This is a genomic window from Paenibacillus sp. OV219 (assembly GCF_900110075.1).
Classification (GTDB): Bacteria; Bacillota; Bacilli; order Paenibacillales; family Paenibacillaceae; genus Paenibacillus_Z.
Map to the genome: position 1 here is coordinate 82,383 of NZ_FOCJ01000003.1, position 18,403 is coordinate 100,785.

The window sequence follows — 18,403 nt, forward strand, 5'->3', positions numbered from 1 at the left end:
GAGGAATGTTAAAGGTGCGCCATAGTAGGCGCACCTTTTTTGTCTTATTCTTCGCTGAATGTTCGACAATTTCCAATGAGAGAAACCTAATCTATCGTGGGACTCCAGCATGATGCTTACTAACACTTGGTATGGCAAAGTAATACTAAGGCATACAAACCTAGCGATAACGATAACGATAGGAGGATGTAAGGATGAACTTTCACTTCTTTGTCGGTAATGATAATGGGAACAGCGAGCATGATTTGATGATTGACGGTAGATTGATTCAGCAGCCGAACGTTAATTGCAGGGTGGACGAGCTTCCGTGGCGGGAGGAGCAGGTGCCGGAGAGCTTCATTAAGAATCTCCAAGATCAGCTGGTCGTCACCATTGACTCGCCTTCCGCGCAGCCGGGAATGTACTACATCGGGAAGTTCGCGCTTGAGAGCGGCGAAATTATTGACAATATTCAGATCGGCATTGATTCCAAGAGTGAGATGGATCTGCCGATTATTAACACGCTGGCACAAATCGCCGCGGTGGCGGTTCAGAAGGCCTATGAAGAGGAGAAACAGATTCCGCCACAGCTCGACATTGAAGTTGATATGGCGACAGCGCTGCCGGTTACGCAGCATACCGACGAGTCATCTGCGAAGTTTGAGAAACGGTTTACGTCGGGCAGACATCATGTGACGATTCACCTTGGCACTCTCCGTGTGTCGGTCAATATTGTCTTTCCGTTTGTGAAGGTCGTACCAGAGGCGACGCCGGTCATTTTCACTTTGCAAAAGGATGCTGCGGGCAATTGGCGGGAGGGCGAGATCTTTGCCGATTTTGCCGCATCGTACGGGATGGAGAAGAAGTTCAATGGCAGCTTCTTCAAGGATAAGCGGATATTGCATGTTGATATCGGGGACGGGTCGACGGAGTATCCGATTACGGAGGGGAATCGATTTCTGAGGCAATTCGTGCATGGCAGCCATCATGGAGCGGGCTATGCAATTGAGGAAGCGCTGCAGGAGTTCAACCGTCTCATTCATCTGCCGGACAGCCCAAGGCAGTTCTTCAGCGACGTGCTCAAGAATCCGAAGCATAAGTATCATGCGAGAGCGCTAAAGACACTGAGGCGACCGTTGGAAAGTCAGGTCAAGCAAATCGTGCAGCAGACGAAGAAGCAGCTGACCAAAGCGCGTAATGAGATCGACCTGATCTGCGTGTACGGCGGCGGCAGCATTCTCATGCGGACGATTCTGTATCCGTACCTGAAGGAGCTGAGCGATGTCCGTGAAATCAAGCTGTTCTATATTCCGGCTGAGTATGCGGTCGAGTTGAACGCGACAGGACTGGATGCTTTCGTACGCGGCAAAATTTATGAGGCGCTGAAAAATAAAGCGGAGCAGCCCGCATAATTAGAGCGGAGCAGGTAGGTGATCGCGGATGAAGAAGACCAAGCTAGCGGGCGATAATATGAGCCTGAAGACGCGGAAGACGGAGGATCCTCTTGTTATGGCGTGGCTGAACGCACAAACGAATCTGATGGATTCTTTTCGCTATTTGGTGGAGAACGAAATTATGCAGCACGGCGTCCGCAATTTGCAGATGTTTATACCTGTGGAGCGGGCCGGTGTCTTGAGCTCGGGAGCTCCCGTCCAAGCTGCCCAAGCGGAGATGGCAGTTGCCGCAGAAGCTGCCGACCATGACGAAGAATTAGCCGCCGCCCACGAAGCGCCCACGATAGACGAAGTTGACGATGAAGATATTGAAGCTTGGAGCTAGTAAGGCACGGTAATTCTTAGTATCACGAAGTAATACCAAGTAACACCAAGTAACACCGAGTAACACCAAGTAATGCCGAGTAACACTCGGTCATGCTCCATAATACCAAGTGTCATTAAGGATTACGAAGGCATATGAAGCCGTTCAAGGTGATACCAATCGGACCGAACCGGATTCCTTATTAGGATTCCGGTTTATTCGTTTGTTGTGGCAAAATGGCCTATTCCGTTATACTAAATCCAGTCACGCGAATAGAAACCGTGAAAGGATGTTGGAAGTGAATTTTAAACCGTGCCAGTCTCACGAGATCGAGCATCTCATGCAAGAATACACGCAATCACTATCCTCGCCATTTGATTCATTTTTGGAGCATCACATTCTCTCATCCACCTTTTATGTCATCCTTGATGAGTCATACGAAATTGGCTATTATGCGATTTGTAATGACCGGATGCTAACGCAATTTTATGTTAAGCTATCTTATTTAAAGGCTGCCCAAGAGCTCTTTAATGAGGTCATTCGAAAGCATAATGTGGAGTCGATTTATGTTTATACCGGAGATGAACTGTTTGTCAGCTTAGCACTAGATAAAGACTTTCGAATGACCAAGCAGGCGTATTTCTTTCAAGATAGCCGCCAGGAATTTCCGGAGATAGAATCACGAGGAAATGAGATTTTTGGTCAGGCGACCTTAGATGACCTCGTACCTTTGCAAGAGATGTGCGGGGACTTCCTTGATCAATATGAGATGAGGATTACGAGCGGGGAACTGTTCACCTACTACAGGGGGCCTATTTTGCTCGGAGTTGGCGTGCTTGAGAAGAGTAATATGCTGACGGGTATGGCTAGCATCGGCATGTTCACGAATGAACACTATCGCAACCAAGGAATTGGGAGAACCATTATTATTAAACTAAAACAGTGGTGCTACGGTCATCAATTAGTACCGATATCCGGATGCTGGTATTACAACGAAGCATCCAAACGGACTTTGGAAGGCGCGGGCATGGTTACAAAGACCAGGCTTTTAAACATCACGGTAATCCCGTCCGAATGATGATAGATCACAATTGATGTGAAGGGTGAGTAAATTGGCTTATTACTATTTATGTGCTGCTGTTACCTTAATAAGTGCTATCGTAAGTTAGAATCGACCTATCGCAACAATGGCCGCGAGCGCGATGAACACAACATTCACGCCGACTTCGCGATATTCCTTACGTACTAGGTGGAGCAGGGCGCCGAGCAACACGACAACGGCAAGAGCGGTTGCGGCAATAGGCGTCCATATCGGTGCAATACCAGTCGCTTGTGGAACAATGAGCCCGATCACTCCGATTAATTCTGCTATCCCGATGAAGACGACGAATGCTCGGGGAACGCTTCTTACCCATCCCCATTCTGTTCTTGCTTTCTCATACTGAACCGCCTTCAGCCAGCCTCCGTAAGCGAAGGCTAGAGCTGCAAGTCCTTGAATGATCCATAGTGTAATATTCATATATACTGCGAGCCTCCTGACTACTTTTTCGTTATCCTCTACAGGTATAATAGATGGTAGTATGCCATGACGGAAGTAGGCGCTTTTTTTAGACCTAGTAAATAAAAAGTTACCTTGCTTTAAGCAGCGGGAAGCGGGAGGTTACGATGAAACAATACTGTAAATTTGAATCAGCGCTGAGCATTCTTGTAGGCAAATGGAAGCCTGTCATTCTGCTTCAGCTTATTGCAAACGATACGATGAGATTCAGCGAGCTGCAGAAAGCAATTCCGGATATAAACAAAAGAATGCTTACCCAGCAGTTGCGAGAGCTGGAGCACCACGATATCGTCCGCAGAGAGGTGTACAACCAAATTCCGCCCAGGGTCGAATACTCGATTTCGGAATACGGGAAAGGTCTAAGTACAGTTCTGCAGGTATTGAATGATTGGGGAACGTCTCACACTCAGCATATGGATGTGTTATATGGAACAGACCGCGAAGAGAATCAATCAGGAGGTGAGGCACTCTGAAGGCGAATCGGATGGAAGCCTTCAGCGATGGCGTGCTGGCGATTATTATCACCATTATGGTGCTGGAATTCAAAGTGCCGGAAGACCATGATTGGGGTGCGTTAGTGGAGCTTGGGCCGAAGATCCTCAGCTATATCTTCAGTTTCGTCTATGTCGGCATCTACTGGAATAATCATCACCATCTGGTGCATATGGTTCGCACCATGAGTGGACGTCTCATGTGGCTTAACCTTCTGCTTCTATTCTGGCTATCGCTTGTGCCGTTCACGACGGCTTGGATGGGGGAGAGCCATTTTGCAAGCACTCCGACGGCGCTGTATGGCATTATTCTGATGCTAGCGGCGTTATCCTACTGGCTGCTTCAGCGCGCAATTATGAAGCAGCATGCCAGCGACTCTCAGTTTGTTATGGCGCTAGGGAAAGACTTGAAGGGCAAGCTATCGCCTGTTCTATACTTGATAGCGATTCTGACTGCATATGTAAGTGCCTGGATTTCCTGCTTCTTCTTCGTGCTTGTCGCAGTGATTTGGTTTGTGCCGGATAAGCGAATTGAACAGGCTTTGAAGGGTCATGCCATAAATAATAAAGCGCAGTAGAATAAAAGAAAAAGTAGAAGGCACCTATCGGGGTGCCTTCTACAGTTTCTAGCTCTAAACTCTTCTTTAATGCAAAGAAGTGCTAAGCATAAGAAAGTGATTGGAATGGACTCATACTCATTCGCAAAGGAGTGACAACCATGGCACGTGTACTATTTATCAATGCTGGCTCGGAAGGACATATTAATCCAACGATTGGCGTCGTGCAGGAGCTGATTTCGCGCGGGGAAGAGGTCGTGTACTTCTGTGTCGAAGCTTTCCGCGAGCGGATGGAGAAGACGGGTGCAACCGTTCGAACGTTGGACGGGCAGCGGTTCATACAAGCTTTCGTCTCAGGCGGCAGAAGCCATATGCTCGAACGTATCAACGGTCTTTTACATACAGCAGATGTCGTCATTCCAAGTGTACTTGAGCAGATTCAGGGAGAGCAGTTCGATTACATCATTCACGATTCCATGTTTGGATGCGGACGAATCCTTGCGGAGATGCTGAAGCTGCCGGCCATTAGCTCGTGTACGACTTTTGCGCAAAGTGAACAATCCTTCAAGTCCATGCTGGAACGAGTAGAAATTGCCGCTCCAACCAACGATCAATTCAATAGCCTGACCACGATGGTGAGTGAACGATATAACGTGGAGCTTCAGTCTCCATACGAAGTGTTCTGCAATCCGGCCCCGCTTACGATTGTGTATACGACAAGGGCTTTTCAGCCTGATGGAGATACATTCGACTCCACCTATAAATTTGTCGGCCCATCCATCGCGTCGCGGCAGGCGCAAGGCACCTTCGATATTGCTGCAATCGAGGGAAAGAATGTCATTTACATATCGCTGGGGACTGTCTTTAACCAAGCCATTGCCTTCTATAAGCTGTGCATGGATGCGCTTGGGAGCACGGACCACACGGTGGTCATGTCTGTCGGGACAAGAACGCCAATTGCGGACCTTGGCGAAATTCCGAGCAACTTCATCGTCAGTGATTATGTGCCACAAACAGAGGTATTACAGCACTCGAAGCTATTCATTACGCATGGCGGCATGAACAGCGCCCACGAAGGGCTCTACTACGGGGTGCCGCTCATCGTTCTTCCGTTGAGCGCAGACCAGCCGATTATTGCAGGGCAAGTCGCTCGTATCGGAGCAGGAGTTCGGCTGGACATGCCGAGCTTGACCGTGAATCAGCTGCGAGAAGCGGTAGCTCATGTGTTAAGCGAGACTTCCTTCGAGCCAGCTGTTGCGTCGATTAGGGAATCCCTGCAGCAGTCCGGCGGCTATCGTCAGGCGGTCGATGAGATATTTCAAATAAGGAGAGATCGTATATGAATATGGAAGAAGTGAAACAAATCAGCAAGGTGTCCAAGCTTGAGAAGTGGCCCTACCCAAGAACGTTTCAGGAGCTGCTCACAGCGGGAGTCGTCTCCTACCGGACAAGCATCGCGAATAACCAGACCGTATTTATGGGTGAAGACAATCAGTACGAGGAACCGAATGGGGCGGCAGCTGCAAGCCTGGTGGTGGCAGAGCAGTTCCAAGGAGATGCGGTCAAACGGGGGCTTCTGCATCATCAGCAGCACCGGACGCCCTTCACGGATTTCATTCAGGATATGGCGGATGCCGGCGTGCAGTATTACGAGGTGAATATGAAAGAGCGGATGATTAATTATACGAGCGGGAAGCCCTCGGAATCTTATAAAGAGGCAATCCCGCCCTTCGAATAACGGTAAGCAACAGCTTTAGTGAGCTGTATATTCTTCGATAATACGGTCAATCGCACGTCTGCCCCAATGGGCGGCGATCGATTGTTTATCGTTCCAATGGTAGGTGATAAGCGCCTTCCAGAGCGCCCACCCGCGTGCACGGTCGACCGTGTCATCGCCTAGATTCATACTGCCAAGAAAGAGGCTGCGACTAGCCGCGTCAAAATAATTCCAAGCCATCACAAGGTCGCTTGCAGGATCGCCCACGCCCATCGTACCGAAATCGATGACGCCTGACAGTCTCCCATCGCTAACGAGCAGGTTGCCAACAGCAATGTCGCCGTGAATCCAGAGCGGAGCCGAATGGTACTTGGTCGCCAGAGCAAGCTCCCAAATTTCCGTTAATAGGCTTGCGCTGTAAACGCCCGATCCGGAGCCTGAGACCTGCTCAATAACAGACCTTGTATCCGAATCATAGACGGCAAGATCGCCGCCGCGATGGAAGTTCTGTACGCCTGCTGGTACGCCTCCTGTTGCATCAATTGCCTCGAGCTCTTTTAGAAAATCGGCCAGATCTTGAGCAAACTTTGTTCTATCTCGTATATTAGTGTCTGTTACCGTCTCGCCCGCAATCCATTGGTTGACTGACCATGGAAGTGGGTATTCATCCGTCGGCTCGCCCTTAGCAAGGGGGGACGGGATGGGCAGAGAAAGCCGAGACTTGAATTGTGGCAGCCAAGTTAGCTCCTTCTCTACAGCCGAAGCGTATCGCTCATGACTCGGCAATCGGACGGTCATCTCGGTGCCTAAGTGATAGGTTCGATTGTCATGGCCACTGTTATTAACGGGCCGTATCTCAAGGTGTTTCCACTCAGGGAATTGCTCGCTTATTAAACGGCGCACAAGATCAGTCGTAATTTCAATTGCAATCATTGCTCGTCACTTCCCTTCACTAGACATGGTGTCATTATAATACCCTATCATGGAAGCTGAACGGGATAAAACCACTATAATTAAACTATTTTTCAGAAGGAGACTGTTGATTTGCAGCTTATAACGGAACGACTCCTCATTACAGTATTCGATCACGATAACGGTGAGCAAGTTGCACAATCGTATCGAATCGGCAAGCATATCGCGGGCTATTTGGGCAAACTGAAGGAAGACGCTGAATTATTGGGCTGGGGGGTCTGGTTTGTCACGCTGCAAGGCAGCGGGCAAGTGATCGGCGACATTGGGTTCAAAGGCAAGCCTGATCCGAGGGGAAAGGTAGAAGTCGGGTATGGCATCATTCCAGACATGCATAACAAAGGAATCGCTACAGAGGCGGTCGGCGCCATCATGAAGTGGGCATTCTCTACAGACAAGGTGAATCGAATCGTGGCAGAATGCCTTGTCGATAACGGTCCATCCATTCGAGTACTAGAGAAGCTTGGGATGACCCGAACAGGGACCGAGAATGGCATGATATATTGGGAAATCGTGAAGAAGACGGGGCACTCCTCATAGAGGATGTGTCCTGTTTTGTTGTTGACAGAGTTACTCTCGCGAATTATATTATCTATAATAAATAATAATCTCTATGACTAATATAAGTGTATGAGGCATGGTGCCAAAAGGAGAGGTGTACTTATGATAATCCCAGCTTACGACTATGACATTCGGTTTCCCGCCAATATGGATGCGAATAAACGATACCCGGTCATCTTTACTCTGCATGGCAAAGGGTCCAATGAACGCAATATGTTCGGTTTGGTGGAGCCGCTTGTGGAAGCATTTATTATTGTCGGTATTCGCGGCAATCTGACGCTAGGCGCAGGGTTTCAATATTACGAGCTCCGTAGCCTCGGCAATCCGATCCGGGAGATATTCGATCAGGCTATTCAGCAATTGGAGGCTTTCGTCCAGTATGTAACGGAGAAATACCCGATTGATGCGGCTCGGCGGTACTTGCTTGGCTTCAGTCAGGGCGCAATTCTGTCGATGACGCTTGCGCTGACGATGGGGGAACAGCTGAAGGGAATCGTTGCGCTGAATGGCTATGTCCCTGAGTTTGTGAAGACGGAGTATCCGCTGAAGAGCGTCACGAACGTATCTATGTTTATTTCCCACGGGGAATTCGACGGCGTATTCCCGGTTCGGATCGGGCATGAAACGGCGAAATATTTCGAGCCGATAACGTCTCGCTTAACCTTTAAGCTCTATCCAATCGACCATGCCGTCTCTGAGGAGAATCAGCGAGATTTTGTGAAGTGGTTGCGCGCGGACGCCGCGGTCGAATAAACGTAATCTTTATGAAAGAGGCAAATTCCTAGTCCTGCTTAGCAGGCAAGGGAGTTTGCCTCTTTTTGTTTACGTGTCCTTTTTGGACGAATTTACATGCTGTGTATTTGCAGTCATTCACGTGCAACCAACCGTCTATTTGGATGTAGGCGCATTGAAAATAAATAGCATCTTTTCAAAAAAAATTGGCCGGAATGAAAAATAGTAGTCCACTCAGTTGTATTACAAGTGAAAGGAGGTGCTAAGGTGTACGATTCATATGAGCTCAATGAATCCGTGCGACGGGCATTGGATGAATATTCGCAAAGCTTGATTAAGGTCGCTTTTGCCTATTTGAAGAATACGGCGGATGCCGAGGAAGTCGCGCAGGATGTGTTTCTCACTTACTTGCAGAAGCGTCCTGTCTTCCAAAACCGCGAACATGAGAAAGCTTGGCTGATCCGAACGACGATTAATAAAAGCAAAAATATGCTGAAAACCGGATGGTTTAGAAGCAGAAACCCGGTTCCCGAAGACCTGAGCTACCTCCCCAAGGAAGAGAGCGAGGTTCTGCAGACCGTGCTCGCCTTGGATAAGAAATACCGAATTCCGATCCATCTACACTACTATGAAGGATACTCGATCCAGGAGATAGCGGTTATTTTGCAGGCTAAGCCCGCAACGGTCGGAACATGGCTTGCCAGAGGACGCCAGCTCTTAAAAGAGAAGATCGGAGGCCTGGACGATGAAGAAATCTGTTTATAAATCCGCAATGTCCCACGTGAAGACAAGTGAAGATTTCAAAGAAGCAACGTATCGGAAGCTACTGCAAACACAATCAAAGGAGAGATTACTTATGGAACAAGCAAAGAAAAGAAAGCTGATTGGCTGGACGGGAATCGCGGCATGCGCGGTTTTAGCCGTAAGTATCTTCACAATGAATCATAACGATAATACGAGCCCGGCAACGGTGTCATCGCCGCCGGCTACTGCAGCGAAGCCGCCGATTCATGGCAAGGTAGCCGTCAATATTGAAGGCGCCATCTCTGAAGTAAGTGCAGACGGCAAGAGCTTCAAAGTCGGCGACCTGTGGGTAACAGTAACGGATCAAACGAAGCTTGGCAGCAATGAACCGACAGCAGCGCCGCCATCCGAGGAATTGCTGCAGAAGGAGTTTAAAGTCGGCAACATCGTGGCTGGCTTCACGTCGCAGGATGTCAGCACTGGTAAGGTAACGGCGGACGTTATCTATAACAATATGGCGCCGGCGAAGGACAGCGGCACGAACGCGCCTACTAAAGGTGGCAAGATGGCAGCCAACATTAACGGTGAAATCACGGAAGTAAGCGCAGACGGCAAGAGCTTCAAGGTTGGCGATCTGTGGGTGACGGTGACAGCGGATACGAAGCTGGGCATCGATGGCCCTAACGCTGCTGAACCATCCGAGGAGCTGCTGCAGAAGGAGTTTAAAGTGGGCAACTTCGTATCCGGCTTTACGTCGGAGGATGTGAGCACGGGTAAAGTAATCGCCGCGCGTATTTACAACAATATGGCTCCGCAGAAATAAGAGTGCGCGGGCAGCAATTTCGGCAGTGACCCTCATCGGTCACTGCTTTTTTGTGTCGGCTTGGCGGGGTGCGTCGGCGGCTAACGGAACGTATCGAGAGGTCGTGAGGACATCCTTGGTCAGCACGCAGGAGCACTTTCCGAACGAAGGTAACTTTATTTTTTTAATCGAAATCTAACGTTTGTTGACTGCGGTCTTATGTTTATTGTCTGGAATGGGGATCGACATTTTCATTACAATTACAACTGTTAGAACGTTTTGAAAGCGTTACCTGTAAGCGCGTACACATGAAAGGAGTGGCTAACATGGACACAAAGAGCGAGCGTAAACGCTTGCGAACGCGCTGGCGTACACAGGATACCGAGCTGACATTGCTGGCTCTGCCGACGACAGTCTGGTATATCCTATTCTGTTTCTTGCCGATGTTCGGCGTCATTATTGCCTTCAAGGATTTCAAAATATACGGAGGCTTCTTAAGCAACATCATCCACAGCGAATGGTCCGGCTTCAAGAACTTCGAGTTTCTGTTCAAGTCGAACGACGCCTGGGTCGTCATCCGCAACACACTGGGCTACAACTTGGTGTTTATTGTACTCGGCATTGTGGTGCCTGTCGCCTTAGCGCTGATGGTCGGACAATTGCACAGCCGCAGAGCCGGCAAAGTGTATCAAACGATGATGTTCCTGCCTTACTTCTTATCCTGGGTCGTTGTATCTGCGGTCATTTGGGCGTTTCTCAGCTTCGATAAAGGGATCGCCAATCAGTTTCTAGCTGATCTCGGCAAAGATCCGGTCAACTGGTACATGGAAGCGAAATACTGGCCGTACTTCCTCGTGTTTATGAATCTGTGGAAGGGTCTCGGCTACGGTATGGTTGTCTACTTGGCAACGATTACGGGTATCGATAGCACGTATTACGAGGCTGCTGTCATTGATGGCGCATCGAAGTGGCAGCAGACGAAGTTCATTACACTGCCGCTCATGAAGATGGTTATCGTCATGATGTTCATCCTGTCGGTCGGCCGTATTTTCTACACCGACTTCGGGCTGTTCTTCCAAGTGCCGCGGGATTCCAACTCGCTGTTTAACGTAACGACGACCGTCGACGTGCTCGTCTACAAGCAGCTCAAGACCGCTACGGTCGGCATGGCCTCTGCTTCCGCTTTCGTACAATCCGTGCTCGGATGTGCGACCATTCTAATCGCCAACTGGGTCGTACGCCGTGTTGATCCAGACAGCGCGATGATGTAGGGGGAGCTAACAATATGTCAACGAAAGCTAGAGCGAATTATGAGTCTGGTCTTGATAAGTTTAACCGGGTCAGCAATGCGACCAACGTTGCATTCCATACTGTTTTTATACTGCTAGCGATAGTCTGCCTGGTGCCTGTCCTTGTGGTGTTGTCGGTATCACTGTCCAGCGAGGACTCGATCCGTCATACCGGGTACCACATCATCCCGACGGCATTATCGGGAGAGGCGTATCACTATATCGCGGAGCAAGGCACGATGATCTCGCGGGCGCTCGGCGTTTCCGTACTCGTGACCGTAGTCGGCACCGTGCTCGGCATCCTGCTTACCACTTCAATGGGCTATGTCATTTCCAGACCCAACTATAAGTTAAAAGGGCTGCTGACATGGATCGTGTTCATTCCAATGGTGTTCAACGGGGGCTTGGTGTCCAGCTATTACATCAACTCGAATCTGCTGGGGCTTAAAGATACGGTGTGGGCGCTCATTCTGCCGCTGGCCGTCTCGTCCTTCAACGTTATTATTTGCAAGACGTTCTTCAGAAGCACGATTCCGGATGGATTAATCGAGTCTGCGGAAATTGACGGAGCGAGCCAGTTCAGAATTTTCTTCAACATTATTTTGCCCATTTCCTTACCGCTCATTGCGACCATCGGCCTGTTCCTGTGCTTCTCGTATTGGAACGATTGGTTCCAATCCATGCTGTACATCAACAATCAGGACTTGTACTCGTTGCAGGCGCTTCTAAACAGCTTGATGAGCAATGTGGATGCACTGGCTAAAAATGCATCGACCATGGGCATCAGCTATGCAACGCTGGTCGCGACAATGCCGAAGGAATCCGCACGTATGGCTGTAGCAATCGTCATTGTGGTTCCTGTAGCTGCGGCCTACCCGTTCTTCCAGAAATATTTTATATCCGGTCTGACGGTTGGTGCTGTTAAAGGTTAAAGGTTACAGGCTAGTTCAAGGTTAATAAGCCTGGGTCAAAGCCCGGTTTATGATAAATTAGGTAGTCATTATGGGGAGGTTCTTGTAGATGAAAAAGACAATGAAACACCTGCTTGTACTTAGCACAGCAGCACTCCTGACAACAGCACTTGCGGGCTGCGGCTCGAGCTCGAACAATTCGAACACCTCGAATAACGCGGCAACAACGAACGTGGCGGCGGGCACGAACACAGGCTCGAACGCGAACAAGCCAGCGGATTCGGGCGAAGTGCCTACACTGGTGTGGTGGACGATCGGCGGACAAACGCCTGCGAACTTCGACAAGGCTATCGCTGCAATGAATGAATACACAGCCGAGAAGATCGGCGTGAAGATCGACATTAAGGTAGCAAGCTGGGGCGACTGGGACACGAAGATCAACACCATCGTGAACACTGGCGAACCGTTCGACATTATGTTTACGAATAACGGAAAGTATAATCAGCAAGTGAACATGGGTGCTTTTGCCGATATTACGGATCTGGTTCAGAGTGAATCGCCTGATCTCTATAAGCTCATTCCGCAGAAGGTATGGGATGGAACGAAGGTCGGCGGCAAAATCTACTCCGTGCCAACGTACAAGGACTCTTCGTTGTCGCAATACTGGGTGTTCGACGACACGTATGTACAGAAGTACAAGATCGACACCGCGAGCATCAAGACACTTGCGGACCTGGACAAGCCGCTGCACGATATGAAAGCAGGCGAGGGCAAGAGCTTCTATCCGATGCCTCTTACGCAGGGCGATGGCTTTAACGGCTTCTTCAACGGCTATGACGATATGACGCTGGGTCTGCCGCCAATCGGCGTTAAAGTTGATGATGCTTCTCGTAAAGTGGTCTCTGTTCTTGAGAACCCAGACGTTATGAATGACCTGAAGCTGCTGCATAAATGGTACCAAGACGGCATTATTAATCCGGATGCACCGACCAAGACAGAAGCAGACAAAGCGCGTCCATTCTTCGCAGCTCAAGCATTCCCAGGTGCAGAAGCGAGCTGGCAGATCAATGAAGGCGTAGCGAAGTACGACATGTTCCCAATCTTCGGACCGATCTACACAACGAGCACCATCCAAGGCTCCTTGAATGCGATCTCCGCGAACTCCAAGTATAAAAATGAAGCTTTGAAATACTTGCAATTAGTGAATACAGATCCGAAGCTGCGTAATATGCTTGCTTTCGGTGAGCTAGGCGCAGACTACAACAGTGTAGACGGAGAGAAAGTAATCGAGCGTACGTCGGATACTTGGCCGCTGGCTGCATATACGCAAGGTACATTCTTCGACCTGGCGGTTACAAAAGGCGCGCCAGTTGATCAATGGGATCAAGTACGTAAGCTGAACGACCAAGCAACCTCCTCCACAAACCTTGGCTTTGCGCTTGATATTAGCAAGCTGGGCACAGAAGTGGCTAACACCAAAGCAGTGTGGGACAAGTACCGCTATGAGCTGATGACAGGCGCTTCCGATCCAGAGAAAACGGTTCCGAAGATCTTGTCCGAGCTGAAAGCTGCCGGATTGGATACAATCATGACAGCTGCTCAAGAGCAGATCGACAACTATTTCAAATAAGCATATAGTGGCAAGAGAAAACCCGAACGGATGGCCGTTCGGGTTTTCTGACACAAATTGCTGGATTGATTTCACGAGCAGCTCGGGTATATGGTGAGAACAGGGCCCTAAGCAGAGCTAGACATAACACCTATCGCAAAGGAGAAACCGCATGTCTTCCTTTCTTCAAATCAAAATATATCGCGGTAAATTCATTGCCTACATGGTGTTTGTCGTATGTATCGGCCTCGCGCTCGGAGCGATCACCTGTGCGGTGCTGCTTGACCAATGGGTGCAGAATTCCCGGAACGAGGCAAGCGGCGCGTTCACAAGGGTGGAGAATACGCTTCAGAACGATTCCGAACGGATAGAAGCATTCATGCAGCGGGTCTATTCGAATAGCGGGCTAATCGCGGATGTTCAGTATTTCCTCGGAAACAGTGCAGAAGGGTATTTGACGAGCAGGCTTCATGACAGCCACTATAACCGGCCGCTTCTCTCGTTTCCCGAGGATCTGAAGTCCTTCCTGAGCAATGGCGGACATGGCGATATTACGCAGGTAAGCCTGCATACCAGCTTCAAGGGCAATGTGGTGCAGTTCGACACCAACGGGAATACGAAGTTTCTATTCAATCTGCCCAATGCGAGTACGGTATTTCGAGAGACAATTGGGGAAGGCTTCTTCTATCGCAAGAAGCTGTCGGACCCGAAGCAAATCTCTCGCCAACTAGGCGAGTTCCGATTTCTGGTCAGCAGTGAGCGCATCTTCAAGACGCTGCAGAATTACCGGCTAAGCAATGCTGGCGCCGTTACTCCATCCGGCGAGGTGTATCTGATTGCCGGCAGTGATGGCAAGGCGGAGGAGCTGATTAGTCGAGCGGCGGCGGATGAACGCGACCACGGCTTCCTACGGACTGGACTTCTGGATCGTGCGTATTTTGTCACTTTTCAATCCACCCAGTTCGATTACAAGTTCGTCAGTATGATAGATATGGCAGCGCTTGTCCGCCAGAAAGCAAGCGTGCTGCTCATCGTATTCCTTATCGTGCTGGCTGCGATGATTAGCGTTCTGCTGCTCATCGTATACAATCTGCGTGAGGACGCGAATTTCCTGCGGCGCATTATTAATTCCATCGGCCGCGCCAAGACTGCGGACTTCGCACCTATCAATCCGGCTCGCTACCGGAGGAACGAATACGGCATGATTGCCAGGGAACTGGACGATATGATTCATCAGCTCGACAAGCATATTCGTACGAACTATCTGCTGAAGCTGAAGCAGCAGGAGACGGAGATGAAGGCGCTTCAGCACCAGATTAATCCGCATTTTTTGTATAATACGCTTGAAGTGATCAGGTCGTTTGCGCTTGGCAGCCACGATGAAGGTACATCCGATGCGATTGCAACATTAGGCGGGCTGTACCGCGATATTGTAAAATACGAGAATATCATTCCACTTGGCAGCGAGCTGGGCTTGCTCCAAAAGTACTTAAAAATTATGGAATTCAAATATCCGGACCGGTTCTATTATCAGTACAACGTAGACGAAGCCTTGCTCACACTGCCTACGGTGAAGTTCTGGATGCAGCCGCTGGCAGAAAACTTCTTCATTCATGGCTTCAACCAGGCGAACGAGTTCAATCTGCTTGTCGTGAACGGCTGGGAGGAAGAGGAGCATTTCGTGCTCGAAATCGTGGATAACGGCAACTGGATTTCCGAAGAGCGCTTGGCTGAGATTAGGAACAATCTAGCTAGAGGCGACGATGCCACAACAGACAGCATTGGGCTGCGAAACGTGTATACCCGCCTTCACTTCTTCTATGGGGAAGGCTTCCACATGCATATCGATAACAACGAAGAAGCTGGCATCAAAATTACCGTAATCCTGCCAAAGGAGGCTGCTTGAGATGTATAAGCTGCTAATTGTAGATGATGAGCCGCAAATTTTGGAGGGCATGAAACGAACGCTGGATTGGGCAAAATACGGCTTTGACCGTATAGAGACGAGTGAATCATACGAAGGTGCAATTACGAAGGCGGTGGAATTTATGCCGGATCTCGCCATCTTCGACGTATGCATTGGCAAGCAGCGCGGCTATGACGCCATTCATAAGCTCAATGAGCTTCGCCTTCAATCGAACTATATTATTATGAGTGGCTATGGCGAATTTCAGTATGCGCTGGAGGCGCTCCGCTGCGGCGCGAAGGATTATCTTCTCAAGCCTGTGGACCGCTCAAAGCTGCAGAGTATCGTGGAGAAAATCATCGTCGAGGATTTGCACGGAACGGTGGAAGGTGCAGAGCGGGATGACCTGGACAAGGACCCGGTGCTCGGCGTGCGTTATGATAGCCTGTCCAAGCTGACGAATCGCATCCTGCTCATGGTCAAGGCGGAGTATGCTCAAAACATCAATTTGAAATCGGTTGCAGAACGGTTCCGCATGAACGGCACCTACTTGGGACAGCTGTTTCTCAAGGAGACGCAGATGAAGTTCTCGGAGTATCTGATGGCTTACCGGATGCAGCGTGCCAAGGAACGGATTCAGTCGACCGATGAGAAAATCGTCAGTGTAGCGCTTTCCGTCGGCTATCCGAACCTGAACTACTTCTATTCCCATTTCCATGCGTACTTCGACAAATCACCCTCGGACTTGCGGAGAAAGGAATAGCTTGTAATGCTACAACATCAACGGCTACGGCTATGGATTCGGCCAAGGCAGAGCATAAGACGTTCCGCAATTTGCTTCATACTTGCAGCGATGTTGATACTGCCGCTTACAGGCTGCTTCTCCTCAACCGGCAGTGGTGAGACGGCTGCGCCGACCGGCAATACGGTGAATTTGATCTACTACACAATCGGCGATCCCGACAAGGATTTGAAGCTGGTCAATGAGAAGATCAACGAGGTGCTGGCGGAGAAGATCGGCGTAACCATCACGTATATCAAAGTGGGCTGGCAGGAGTATGAGGACCGGCTGAATACGCTGGTGTCGGCGGGGACACCTTTTGATATCGCTTTTGCGCCGGAGTATGCTACGTTCGCGCAGCGAGGGGCATGGCTGAAGCTGAACGATTACTTGCCCAATATCGGCAAGGGGATGTATGACGCTATCGACCCGATCTTCTGGAAGGGCGTGCAGCTGGATGATGGCGGCATCTACGGTGTGCCAACCAACAAGGAATTTGCCGTGCGTGATCAGTGGATGTACCCGGATGCGCTAGTGAAGAAGTACAAGGTTGATATCAAAAAGTATAAGACGCTCGCTTCGCTTGAGCCGCTACTCCAAATGATCAAGGAGAAGGAGCCAGCTTATCAGCCGATGGAACTGGATAAGGACTCTCAGAACTTCTTCGCCATAGACGGCTATCAGTATGTGTCGGAGAAATATCTACCGCTTATGATTCGGGCGCTCGATCCGAAGTCGCCTGTCGTGAACATCTTTGAAACGGAAGAAGCTCGGAAGGTGCTCGATATCCTTCGGCGCTACTATGTCAAGGGCTACATCAATGAGGATGCGGCTTTGCGCGATAGCCAAGGGTTGAAGCGGGGCGAGCTCGTCTTCTGGAAAGCGGCAGGCGGCGGACCGCTGTCGGATAACAGCTGGAGCAAGGACCGCGGCTACAAGCTGGTCGCGAATCCAGTCACTCCCGCGCTCATTACGACGGAGTCCGTCCGCGGCGGGGTGATGGCAGTGAGTGCGGATACGAAGCATCCGGTCGAGAGCGTCAAGTTTCTTAATCTGCTGAACACCGACCCGGAAGTACGCAACCTGTTCAACTTTGGCATTGAAGGCGTGCACTATACGCTCGACAGCAACGGTCAAGTCGTGCCGAAGCCTCCTAAAGACAAGGACGGCAAGCCCATTCCGGATGCTCCGCCCACTTATAGCAGCGTACAGTACACGCAAGGAAACTGGTTCATTCTGAAGACGATGGGCGGCGAGTTCCCTGATCCGCTCGACAAGTGGGACCAGTTCCGCGCAGGCAACAAGGAGGCTGTTAATTCGAGCACCGTAGGCTTTACGCCGGAGTTGTCCATAATGTCTGCGCAGATACAGAACATCCAGATGGTGTGGGAGAAATATTTTCCGAGCCTGATGACAGGCAGTGTGGATGTAGATACGGAGCTGCCGAAGTTCAATGAGGAGCTTAGGCAGGCGGGCATTAACGAGGTGCGGGCGGAAGTACAGAAGCAGCTCGACGCCTGGCGGGCGGCTCATCCAAGCTGACGAGAAATAGGAAGTAACTGGTATGGAAATATATGTGACCGGATAACCTAACATGCGACGCTAAAGAAACATGATGGGAAGGAGGGGCTGCATATGAACCAGGCTCTTTACGATAAGTTCGGCGGGGAAGATACGATCGGCAAGGTGGTCGATTACTTCTATGAGCTAGTTCTCGCCGATAATACGGTCAATCATTTCTTCAAGAACACGGACATGGAGAAGCAGCGCAAGCATCAAACGAAATTCATCAGTTTCGCATTAGGGGGTCCCAATCAATATACCGGGCAGTCGATGGCGAAGGCGCATGCAGGCATGAATTTGCAGGATGAGCACTTTAATGCGATTGCCAAACACCTGCATGATGCGCTTGCACATTTTGGTGTAAGTGAATCAGATATTGATCAGGTTTTGACGCATGTTGCTGCTTTGAAAGATGATATTCTGCATAAGTAAAAAGAGCGAGGGCCATCCGATGAGGATGGCCTTTTGTCATACTC

At 49.8% G+C, this 18,403-nt stretch carries 20 protein-coding genes; 18 read left to right on the top strand and 2 right to left on the bottom strand.

The genetic code is table 11. From position 1 onward, the window contains the following. Positions 1-194: 194 nt before the first annotated feature. From BMY11_RS10020 to BMY11_RS10030, 3 genes are all read left to right on the top strand, one after another. Positions 195-1,391 carry a ParM/StbA family protein gene (locus tag BMY11_RS10020; RefSeq protein ID WP_090574675.1) on the top strand — a complete coding sequence of 399 codons (1,197 nt, stop codon included), beginning with the start codon at positions 195-197 and terminating at the stop codon, positions 1,389-1,391. A gap of 28 nt (positions 1,392-1,419) precedes the next feature. Then, on the top strand, positions 1,420-1,758 hold the full coding sequence (locus BMY11_RS10025) for a hypothetical protein (RefSeq protein ID WP_090574678.1): 339 nt from the start codon (positions 1,420-1,422) through the stop codon (positions 1,756-1,758). 268 nt (positions 1,759-2,026) lie between these two features. Next, a complete protein-coding gene (locus BMY11_RS10030) occupies positions 2,027-2,815 on the top strand; it encodes a GNAT family N-acetyltransferase (RefSeq protein WP_256217392.1) in 789 nt (262 codons plus the stop codon). Positions 2,816-2,902: 87 nt separating this feature from the next. Here the strand turns inward: BMY11_RS10030 and BMY11_RS10035 are convergent, their stop codons facing one another. After that, on the bottom strand, positions 2,903-3,256 hold the full coding sequence (locus tag BMY11_RS10035) for a DoxX family protein (RefSeq protein ID WP_090574681.1): 354 nt from the start codon (positions 3,254-3,256) through the stop codon (positions 2,903-2,905). Positions 3,257-3,402: 146 nt separating this feature from the next. Between BMY11_RS10035 and BMY11_RS10040 the strand changes: the two genes are divergently transcribed. The 4 genes from BMY11_RS10040 to BMY11_RS10055 all read left to right on the top strand — a co-directional run bounded on the left by BMY11_RS10040 (position 3,403) and on the right by BMY11_RS10055 (position 6,081). Next, positions 3,403-3,768 (top strand): winged helix-turn-helix transcriptional regulator, encoded by a 366-nt coding sequence (locus tag BMY11_RS10040; protein ID WP_090574684.1) that lies wholly within the window; start codon positions 3,403-3,405, stop codon positions 3,766-3,768. Continuing rightward, positions 3,765-4,364: a TMEM175 family protein gene (locus BMY11_RS10045; protein WP_090574686.1), complete on the top strand. Its 600-nt coding sequence runs from the start codon at positions 3,765-3,767 to the stop codon at positions 4,362-4,364. The genes BMY11_RS10040 and BMY11_RS10045 overlap by 4 nt, the downstream gene beginning before the upstream one ends. Before the next feature lie 140 nt (positions 4,365-4,504). Next, positions 4,505-5,686: a macrolide family glycosyltransferase gene (locus tag BMY11_RS10050; protein WP_090574689.1), complete on the top strand. Its 1,182-nt coding sequence runs from the start codon at positions 4,505-4,507 to the stop codon at positions 5,684-5,686. Continuing rightward, the gene (locus BMY11_RS10055) at positions 5,683-6,081 is read left to right on the top strand and encodes a DUF1398 family protein (RefSeq protein ID WP_090574692.1); all 399 of its coding nucleotides are present in this window, start codon (positions 5,683-5,685) and stop codon (positions 6,079-6,081) included. Before BMY11_RS10050 ends, BMY11_RS10055 begins: the two co-directional genes overlap by 4 nt. A 15-nt stretch (positions 6,082-6,096) precedes the next feature. Here BMY11_RS10055 and BMY11_RS10060 read toward each other — a convergent pair whose 3' ends face one another. Further along, positions 6,097-6,993, bottom strand: coding sequence for an aminoglycoside phosphotransferase family protein (locus BMY11_RS10060; protein ID WP_090574695.1), 897 nt, complete (start codon positions 6,991-6,993; stop codon positions 6,097-6,099). 111 nt (positions 6,994-7,104) lie between these two features. On the opposite strand from BMY11_RS10060, the gene BMY11_RS10065 reads away from it, so the two are divergent. The 11 genes from BMY11_RS10065 to BMY11_RS10115 all read left to right on the top strand — a co-directional run bounded on the left by BMY11_RS10065 (position 7,105) and on the right by BMY11_RS10115 (position 18,359). Then, the gene (locus tag BMY11_RS10065) at positions 7,105-7,569 is read left to right on the top strand and encodes a GNAT family N-acetyltransferase (RefSeq protein ID WP_090574698.1); all 465 of its coding nucleotides are present in this window, start codon (positions 7,105-7,107) and stop codon (positions 7,567-7,569) included. A gap of 123 nt (positions 7,570-7,692) precedes the next feature. Next, complete coding sequence (locus BMY11_RS10070; RefSeq protein WP_371262792.1) at positions 7,693-8,343, top strand: alpha/beta hydrolase; 651 nt, start codon at positions 7,693-7,695, stop codon at positions 8,341-8,343. A gap of 246 nt (positions 8,344-8,589) precedes the next feature. Continuing rightward, positions 8,590-9,087 (top strand): RNA polymerase sigma factor, encoded by a 498-nt coding sequence (locus BMY11_RS10075; protein WP_090574701.1) that lies wholly within the window; start codon positions 8,590-8,592, stop codon positions 9,085-9,087. A 91-nt stretch (positions 9,088-9,178) separates the two neighbouring features. Next, complete coding sequence (locus tag BMY11_RS10080; protein WP_143069238.1) at positions 9,179-9,889, top strand: DUF5666 domain-containing protein; 711 nt, start codon at positions 9,179-9,181, stop codon at positions 9,887-9,889. Between the two features lie 305 nt (positions 9,890-10,194). Beyond that, the gene (locus BMY11_RS10085) at positions 10,195-11,139 is read left to right on the top strand and encodes an ABC transporter permease (RefSeq protein WP_090574707.1); all 945 of its coding nucleotides are present in this window, start codon (positions 10,195-10,197) and stop codon (positions 11,137-11,139) included. A gap of 14 nt (positions 11,140-11,153) precedes the next feature. Then, positions 11,154-12,089 carry a carbohydrate ABC transporter permease gene (locus BMY11_RS10090; RefSeq protein ID WP_090574711.1) on the top strand — a complete coding sequence of 312 codons (936 nt, stop codon included), beginning with the start codon at positions 11,154-11,156 and terminating at the stop codon, positions 12,087-12,089. 88 nt (positions 12,090-12,177) lie between these two features. After that, positions 12,178-13,698, top strand: coding sequence for an ABC transporter substrate-binding protein (locus BMY11_RS10095; protein ID WP_090574713.1), 1,521 nt, complete (start codon positions 12,178-12,180; stop codon positions 13,696-13,698). 151 nt (positions 13,699-13,849) lie between these two features. Then, complete coding sequence (locus BMY11_RS10100) at positions 13,850-15,583, top strand: sensor histidine kinase (protein WP_090574716.1); 1,734 nt, start codon at positions 13,850-13,852, stop codon at positions 15,581-15,583. Between the two features lies 1 nt (position 15,584). Next, positions 15,585-16,346 carry a response regulator transcription factor gene (locus BMY11_RS10105; protein ID WP_090574719.1) on the top strand — a complete coding sequence of 254 codons (762 nt, stop codon included), beginning with the start codon at positions 15,585-15,587 and terminating at the stop codon, positions 16,344-16,346. A 6-nt stretch (positions 16,347-16,352) separates the two neighbouring features. Beyond that, complete coding sequence (locus BMY11_RS10110; RefSeq protein ID WP_256217393.1) at positions 16,353-17,906, top strand: ABC transporter substrate-binding protein; 1,554 nt, start codon at positions 16,353-16,355, stop codon at positions 17,904-17,906. Positions 17,907-17,999: 93 nt separating this feature from the next. After that, positions 18,000-18,359, top strand: coding sequence for a group I truncated hemoglobin (locus tag BMY11_RS10115; RefSeq protein WP_090574721.1), 360 nt, complete (start codon positions 18,000-18,002; stop codon positions 18,357-18,359). The last annotated feature ends 44 nt before the right edge of the window (positions 18,360-18,403 follow it).

Bases quoted from the DNA above. Each gene is read 5' to 3' on its own strand.
- BMY11_RS10020 (WP_090574675.1), top strand. From the start codon at position 195: ATGAACTTTCACTTCTTTGTCGGTAATGATAATGGGAACAGCGAGCAT.
- BMY11_RS10025 (WP_090574678.1), top strand. From the start codon at position 1,420: ATGAAGAAGACCAAGCTAGCGGGCGATAATATGAGCCTGAAGACGCGG.
- BMY11_RS10030 (WP_256217392.1), top strand. From the start codon at position 2,027: ATGTTGGAAGTGAATTTTAAACCGTGCCAGTCTCACGAGATCGAGCAT.
- BMY11_RS10035 (WP_090574681.1), bottom strand. From the start codon at position 3,256: ATGAATATTACACTATGGATCATTCAAGGACTTGCAGCTCTAGCCTTC.
- BMY11_RS10040 (WP_090574684.1), top strand. From the start codon at position 3,403: ATGAAACAATACTGTAAATTTGAATCAGCGCTGAGCATTCTTGTAGGC.
- BMY11_RS10050 (WP_090574689.1), top strand. From the start codon at position 4,505: ATGGCACGTGTACTATTTATCAATGCTGGCTCGGAAGGACATATTAAT.
- BMY11_RS10055 (WP_090574692.1), top strand. From the start codon at position 5,683: ATGAATATGGAAGAAGTGAAACAAATCAGCAAGGTGTCCAAGCTTGAG.
- BMY11_RS10060 (WP_090574695.1), bottom strand. From the start codon at position 6,993: ATGATTGCAATTGAAATTACGACTGATCTTGTGCGCCGTTTAATAAGC.
- BMY11_RS10070 (WP_371262792.1), top strand. From the start codon at position 7,693: ATGATAATCCCAGCTTACGACTATGACATTCGGTTTCCCGCCAATATG.
- BMY11_RS10080 (WP_143069238.1), top strand. From the start codon at position 9,179: ATGGAACAAGCAAAGAAAAGAAAGCTGATTGGCTGGACGGGAATCGCG.
- BMY11_RS10085 (WP_090574707.1), top strand. From the start codon at position 10,195: ATGGACACAAAGAGCGAGCGTAAACGCTTGCGAACGCGCTGGCGTACA.
- BMY11_RS10090 (WP_090574711.1), top strand. From the start codon at position 11,154: ATGTCAACGAAAGCTAGAGCGAATTATGAGTCTGGTCTTGATAAGTTT.
- BMY11_RS10095 (WP_090574713.1), top strand. From the start codon at position 12,178: ATGAAAAAGACAATGAAACACCTGCTTGTACTTAGCACAGCAGCACTC.
- BMY11_RS10100 (WP_090574716.1), top strand. From the start codon at position 13,850: ATGTCTTCCTTTCTTCAAATCAAAATATATCGCGGTAAATTCATTGCC.
- BMY11_RS10105 (WP_090574719.1), top strand. From the start codon at position 15,585: ATGTATAAGCTGCTAATTGTAGATGATGAGCCGCAAATTTTGGAGGGC.
- BMY11_RS10110 (WP_256217393.1), top strand. From the start codon at position 16,353: ATGCTACAACATCAACGGCTACGGCTATGGATTCGGCCAAGGCAGAGC.
- BMY11_RS10115 (WP_090574721.1), top strand. From the start codon at position 18,000: ATGAACCAGGCTCTTTACGATAAGTTCGGCGGGGAAGATACGATCGGC.